Consider the following 6,035-nt stretch of genomic DNA (forward strand, 5'->3'; position numbering starts at 1 on the left):
TATTGATAAGCGGCAATAAATGATGTAATATATATTTAACAATAAGTCAGATATAAATTGCATCTTGAAAGGGGAAAATGGCTGACATGAAATGGATCAAAACCGGGGATGAATACGTAGAAAAGAAAATGACGCAATTTTTTAGCGAAGCCGGTACGATCGTCGCTGCTATCTTATTTTTGGATGTGATCATCCGGGGCTTCATTTTAGGAAGACCGTCATCCGAATACATCATCAGCGTCATCGGTTTTGCGGTCTATGCAGGCTGGATATTGTTTCGCTATCTTTTGTCGGGGTTTGAATATCCGGAGATCGCAGGTCAAGAGGCGTACAGAAAAAAAAGAAAAGAAATCACAGCCCTCAGCCTCGCTTCCGGCCTCATATTTGCTATTTCAGTGCTTATCTTTACCGGCATACCGGAACATCCCGGCAGTTGGGTTGACTTTATTGTCATGGTGATGTTGTTTGTATTTATTCATTTTCTGATCAACTTTATCTCGTTGCGCAAATCCTTTCGGAAAAATCAAGATCTATTAGATGATTAAATGAAAACGGCGGGTGAGCATATGGTTAACCGGGTCAAACTCGCCCGGATCGAAAAGTCTTTGACACAAGCCCAGCTTGCCGAGCGGGTCAATGTGACAAGGCAGACGATCGGGCTGATCGAAAAAAATAAGTACAATCCGACATTGCACCTTTGCATCGCGATCGCAAGGGCGTTGGACAAAACACTTGACGATTTGTTCTGGGAGGAAGAAGTTTAAAGGATCGTTTTGTCCTTTCTCGGTCAAAAGTCTTAGAAAAGTTCATCTCATGAGAGCGGGCTTTTTTTTAGCAAATATCGATATAATAAAAGAAACTCCGGTTTAAGGGGATGAAGCTTTTGCGGGAAGACACGCAGTTTGAAAAATTGAAAACGCTCAAAGAAATAGCGGAAACGTTAAACGAAGGGAACCATCTAAAAGAAACGCTTCATGCTGTTTTAAAAAAGCTGCTCCGCTTAACAGGGCTCAAAACGGCGTGGCTGTTTCTGATCGATGAAAAGGGGAGCTTTGAACTGGCCGCTTCGGTCCGCCTGCCCCAGGCGCTTTCTTACCGGCACAACCGTTTATTATGCGAAGGAAGCTGCTACTGTCTTGAACAATATAGGGATGAAAAGCTGGACAGGGCGAAAAATATCATTCATTGCCGGCGGATTACGACGGCAATGAAACAGAAGACCGGAGATCCGGAAGGCATCACACACCATGCAACCGTCCCGCTCAGCGATCAGAAAAAACGGTTCGGTTTGCTGAACGTTGCGGCTCCGGACAAAATTCATTTCAGCCGCGGGGAACTGGCGCTCCTCGAAGCTGTTGCTCTGCAAATCGGGATGGCGATCAAACGGATGCGGCTTGCTGAACAACAGCAAAAACACATGCTCCTGACCGAAAGAAACAGATTGGCTCAGGACTTGCATGATTCCGTCAATCAAATGCTTTTTTCGCTTAGCTTGACCGCTAAAGCGGCGGGTGAAATGACAGACCAGCCTGAGATCAGGGAAATGCTCGAGTTTATGCAACATCTTTCTCATGAAGCGCTGCTTGAGATGCGGGCGTTAATTTGGCAGCTCAGGCCCCAGGGCTTGGAAGAAGGGTTGGCGGCGGCACTTGAAAAATATGCGGAAGTGCTCGGCCTTCAGGTGATTTTCAAGCTCAGCGGTGTGCTCCGTCTGCCGCCTTCTGCTGAGGAATTGATGTGGCGGCTGAGCCAGGAAGCTCTCAACAATTGCAAAAAGCATGCCGGTGCAAGCCGTATACAAGTGAAAATCGATGTATTCCAGTCGTCTGCCGTCTTGGAAATCGAAGATGACGGTAAAGGGTTTCAGTACGATCCTGACGCGGGGCTTCCGACGCTTGGGCTGAAAGGAATGAAGGAGCGGACGGAAAAAGCGGGCGGCACGTTTTTGATCAACTCCGCAATCGGTAAGGGGACGAAAATCCGGACGGTTTTGCCTTTGAAGGAGAAGGGGGAGGCAGGATGGAACAGGTGAAAATCATTATTGCCGATGATCATCATATTGTCAGAAAAGGCCTCTTGTTTTTTTTCAAAACAAAAAGCGATTTTGACGTTGTCGGAGAGGCATCGACAGGAATCGAGGCGCTCGATGTCTTGCGAAAACGGCAGGCAGACATCGTATTAATGGATTTATCAATGCCTGAAATGGACGGAATTGAGGCGACAAAGCGAATAAAAAAAGAATATCCGTCTGTCAAAATCATAGCGCTGACAAGCTATGCGGACGAAAGCTATGTGATTCCCGCCATCCAGGCGGGAGCCTCTGCCTATCAGCTGAAAGACGCCGAGCCTGATGAACTTGTCGAGACGATACGCGCTGTTTATGGAGGGAGATACTCCTTGGATCCAAGCATTATGTCCCACGTCTTTCACCATGTGTCACAGGCTGATGAGAAAGAAAAAATACATCAATTGACAAATAGAGAAAAAGATGTTTTATTGGAAATTACAAAAGGGAAAAGCAACAAGGAAATTGCCGCATCTTTATTTATCAGCGAAAAAACAGTGAAAACTCATGTATCCAATCTGCTGTCAAAGCTAGGCTTATCCGATCGCACGCAAGCCGCGCTCTTTGCAGTTAAACACGGACTACACCAAAATGACGGGAGATGATCAAATGAAAATAACCGTAATCAGCGGAACCGCGAGAAAACAAGGCAGAACGCGGATTGCCGCTTCCTATATCGCCCGCACGTATCAGGCGGAGCTTATCGATTTAAGCGAGTTCATCCTACCGATTTTCAACGGAGATGAAGAGCAGAGCTCGCTGGAAAATGTTCGAAAACTGAGAACTTCTGTCAAAGAAGCAGACGCTGTTGTTTTATTATCTCCCGAATACCACAGCGGTATGAGCGGCGCTTTGAAAAATGCGCTCGATTTTTTAAGCAATGAACAGTTCTCGGGCAAACCGGTTGCGCTTTTTGCTTGTGCAGGAGGCGGCAAAGGCGGGATGAACGCGCTCGCCAATATGCGCATTGTCGCGCGCGGCGTTTATGCGAACGTCATCACAAAGCAGCTTGTGCTCGATCCGATTCATATTGATGAGGAACACCAAACGGTTACTGAAGCAGCCAAAGCCAATATCAAAAATGTAATGGAAGAGCTTCTGCTCTTTGCCGAATTTCAAAAAGCCTGACGCTGATTAGAGCGCCAGGCTTATTTTACGTAAAAACAAGCACGCCGTTTTCGTGTTCGTGTCCCGAAAATGAGGCGTGATCAATGTACTGCAGCAGATCATAAAGCCTTTTCTCGACAATGGTGTCATCTCTTTCAAAATTGTAGGCGTGCAAAAAATGTTCGATCCGCTTTGATAATAAATCGTCTTCTGTTCGCACCATCAGGATCAGCAGGTTGTCCCACTGCGAGCGGTGCGTATAGTACAAAGCTTTGTCATAATCAGCGTAATTCAATTTCGCCACTCTCCCTTCTTTCTGAGGAGTCATGATTATTTTATGTGGCGGGATGTTTTTTTCTCCGGGCAAAACTTGGTCTCCCTTGTTTGGCGGCCTAGAAATATGAGGATGGTATACGTTAGACTGCGAAAAATGTCTGCATGACATTCGCCGTTTCCGGTCAAGCTAACGTATGTACAATACATGCGGAGCGAATGGAAATGAAAAAACGATATTGCACGTACTTTTTTTGCATACTAACGCTTTTATCATTCCCGGCGAAAAGCCACTTTCAAGCAGGTGTTTTCGATGCGCCTGAACGGTGGGAGAGAATCGCCTGGAGCGCGCTTGAAGAAAAATACGAAGGCGCAAAGTTCGAGGATTATGAATATTTAGGGCGAACTCAAGTCAATGATGAAGAGACAAAAGATGTCTTCAGGGTAACCGTCAATCAGAAAGGTAAATCATTTTCGGCGCACGCTGAGGTGTATTTTCACCCGGTGACCAATGCGATCATCAATGTGAATATTTTTACCTTATAGCAAAAAAAACGAAGGAAGCGGCTTCCTTCGTTAACTCAATAATTTACGTATATGGTCCTGATTAACGATAATATCCTGCAGAGTGTATTGATCCAATACGTCCAAATAGGCGGAAAGGGCTTTGTTTAAAACATGCTTTAATCCGCAGATCGGAGAAAGTATACAATGGTTTTTTTCTCCGTTAAAACACTCGACAAGGTTAAAATCATCTTCTGTATGTCTTATGACTTCACCGATATTAATCAGTTCAGGCGCTTTTCCGAGACGAATCCCGCCGTTGCGGCCCCGAATCGTTTCAACGTAGCCAAGCTTGCCAAGCTCGTAAATCACCTTCATAAGGTGGTTTTTTGAAATGGAATAAGAATCGGCGATGTCTTTAATATTGACAAGCTCGTTTGAGTTTTTGGTTGCTAGAAAAATCAGTACCCTCAATGAGTAATCCGTATAATTTGTTAATTTCATCGCATGACCTCAATCAAACAAGTTTCCATTATCTTATCACATTTGCCTTCAGTTATGAGGGTGGAGCGGAAATTGTTACAAAAATATAAAACATTCCTTGGAAATATTGCTTTAATTCCATTAAAAGTCTAGTATAAAGATGTATCTTAAATACATCTTTAATCAAAAGTAACAGTCCCATTAAAAAAAAGATCTTATTGCACCTTTAAAGATGTATTTAAAATACATTTTTAAAGTGACTGGAGAGGAGAAAGCGTTATGCTATCTGAAAAAACCATGCAAATTGTCAAATCGACCGCCCCTGTTTTAAAAGAAAAGGGAACAGAGATCACCACTTGTTTTTACAAGCGGATGTTTAATGCGCACCCTGAATTGAAAAATATCTTCAACATGTCCCGCCAGCAAACCGGCGGACAGCCGAAAGCTTTGGCTTTTACTGTTTTGCAGGCGGCTGAGAACATCGACCGGCTCGGAGACCTGCTGCCGGTTGTCAAACAAATCGGACATAAACACAAAAGTTTGCATGTGAAACCAGAGCACTATCCTATTGTCGGTCAGCACCTTTTGGAAGCCATTGAAATCGTGCTCGGCGAAGCTGCGACAGAGGACATTCTCCAGGCATGGGCAGAAGCCTATGAAGAGATCGCCCACGTATTTATTGAAGTCGAAAAACAAATGTATGAAGAAGACAAAAAGCAGGATGGAAACTGGGAAGGATTTAAACCGTTTGTCATCATGGATAAGCGGGTGGAATCCGCTACGATTACTTCCTTTTATTTGAAGCCTGCCGATGGAACGGATTTGCCCGCTTTCAGTCCCGGACAGTACGTATCTGTCCGCATTAAAATTCCCGGCGAACCGTATTTCTTAACAAGGCAGTACAGCTTGTCAGATGCCTGGAATAAAGACTACTACCGCATTTCAGTCAAACTGGAAGCGGAGGAAGGCCAACCGGTCGGAAGGGTATCAAGCTATCTGCATGAGAACATGGAAATCGGTGGCAGCTTGGAAGTGAGCGCTCCGGCCGGAGATTTCACCCTTTCCGAAGGAACGGATCGTCCGGTTTACTTCTTCAGCGCCGGATCAGGCATCACGCCTGTCATGAGCATGTTGCAAACATTGGCTCAAAAAGAAAGCAGCCGCGAGATCACATTCGTGCACGCGGCGAAATCTGAACAGCATCACGCTTTCAAGGAAGAAACGGAAAAGCTGCTCAGCGCCAATCCGGCGAACCGTCTCCTGTTTGTCTACAGCAGGGATGCTGAAGCGACGGAAGATCATATTGTAAAAGGCCGGGTGAATGAAGAGCTTTTGAAATCGATCGTGAAAGATCCAAATGGCGAATTTTATGTTTGCGGTCCGCTTTCATTTATGAAAAGCGTGATTGAAGGATTGCAAAATCTTGGCGTTTCGATGGAAAACATCCGCTATGAGAGCTTTGCTTCATCCCTTGATATGCAAATAGCGAACTGACCAAAGAGGCAGCTGTCAAACCGACAGCTGCCTCAGCGTGTCGACAAACCCTCGCATTCGTTGTCAGGCCTGCGCGTCGGTGCTCACGAATAGGAGAAGGATCGGCGGC

General features: G+C 45.3%; 9 protein-coding genes. 7 read left to right on the plus strand and 2 right to left on the minus strand.

What is annotated here, in order from left to right; all coding sequences use genetic code 11:
- Positions 1-86: 86 nt before the first annotated feature.
- The 5 genes from QMZ64_RS18610 to QMZ64_RS18630 all read left to right on the plus strand — a co-directional run bounded on the left by QMZ64_RS18610 (position 87) and on the right by QMZ64_RS18630 (position 3,193).
- Positions 87-545, plus strand: coding sequence for a DUF6773 family protein (locus tag QMZ64_RS18610; RefSeq protein WP_301441515.1), 459 nt, complete (start codon positions 87-89; stop codon positions 543-545).
- A 21-nt stretch (positions 546-566) separates the two neighbouring features.
- Positions 567-764: a helix-turn-helix transcriptional regulator gene (locus QMZ64_RS18615; RefSeq protein WP_265627490.1), complete on the plus strand. Its 198-nt coding sequence runs from the start codon at positions 567-569 to the stop codon at positions 762-764.
- A 119-nt stretch (positions 765-883) separates the two neighbouring features.
- Entirely contained in the window at positions 884-2,032 is a 1,149-nt protein-coding gene (locus QMZ64_RS18620; protein ID WP_265627489.1) for a GAF domain-containing sensor histidine kinase, read from the plus strand.
- Complete coding sequence (locus QMZ64_RS18625) at positions 2,020-2,670, plus strand: response regulator transcription factor (RefSeq protein WP_301441516.1); 651 nt, start codon at positions 2,020-2,022, stop codon at positions 2,668-2,670. The genes QMZ64_RS18620 and QMZ64_RS18625 overlap by 13 nt, the downstream gene beginning before the upstream one ends.
- Before the next feature lie 4 nt (positions 2,671-2,674).
- Positions 2,675-3,193, plus strand: coding sequence for an NADPH-dependent FMN reductase (locus QMZ64_RS18630; RefSeq protein ID WP_265627488.1), 519 nt, complete (start codon positions 2,675-2,677; stop codon positions 3,191-3,193).
- Between the two features lie 25 nt (positions 3,194-3,218).
- On the opposite strand, the gene QMZ64_RS18635 is transcribed toward QMZ64_RS18630, so the two are convergent.
- On the minus strand, positions 3,219-3,467 hold the full coding sequence (locus QMZ64_RS18635) for a YhdB family protein (RefSeq protein WP_243939321.1): 249 nt from the start codon (positions 3,465-3,467) through the stop codon (positions 3,219-3,221).
- Positions 3,468-3,664: 197 nt separating this feature from the next.
- On the opposite strand from QMZ64_RS18635, the gene QMZ64_RS18640 reads away from it, so the two are divergent.
- Entirely contained in the window at positions 3,665-3,991 is a 327-nt protein-coding gene (locus tag QMZ64_RS18640; protein ID WP_409365398.1) for a YqzG/YhdC family protein, read from the plus strand.
- 30 nt (positions 3,992-4,021) lie between these two features.
- On the opposite strand, the gene nsrR is transcribed toward QMZ64_RS18640, so the two are convergent.
- Positions 4,022-4,453 (minus strand): nitric oxide-sensing transcriptional repressor NsrR, encoded by a 432-nt coding sequence (gene nsrR / locus QMZ64_RS18645; protein WP_059230655.1) that lies wholly within the window; start codon positions 4,451-4,453, stop codon positions 4,022-4,024.
- Positions 4,454-4,711: 258 nt separating this feature from the next.
- Between nsrR and hmpA the strand changes: the two genes are divergently transcribed.
- Positions 4,712-5,926, plus strand: a complete 1,215-nt coding sequence (gene hmpA / locus QMZ64_RS18650) for an NO-inducible flavohemoprotein (protein ID WP_265627486.1) — start codon at positions 4,712-4,714, stop codon at positions 5,924-5,926.
- Positions 5,927-6,035: the final 109 nt, after the last annotated feature.

Source organism: Bacillus sp. LB7 (assembly GCF_030449715.1).
Lineage (GTDB): Bacteria > Bacillota > Bacilli > Bacillales > Bacillaceae > Bacillus > Bacillus paralicheniformis.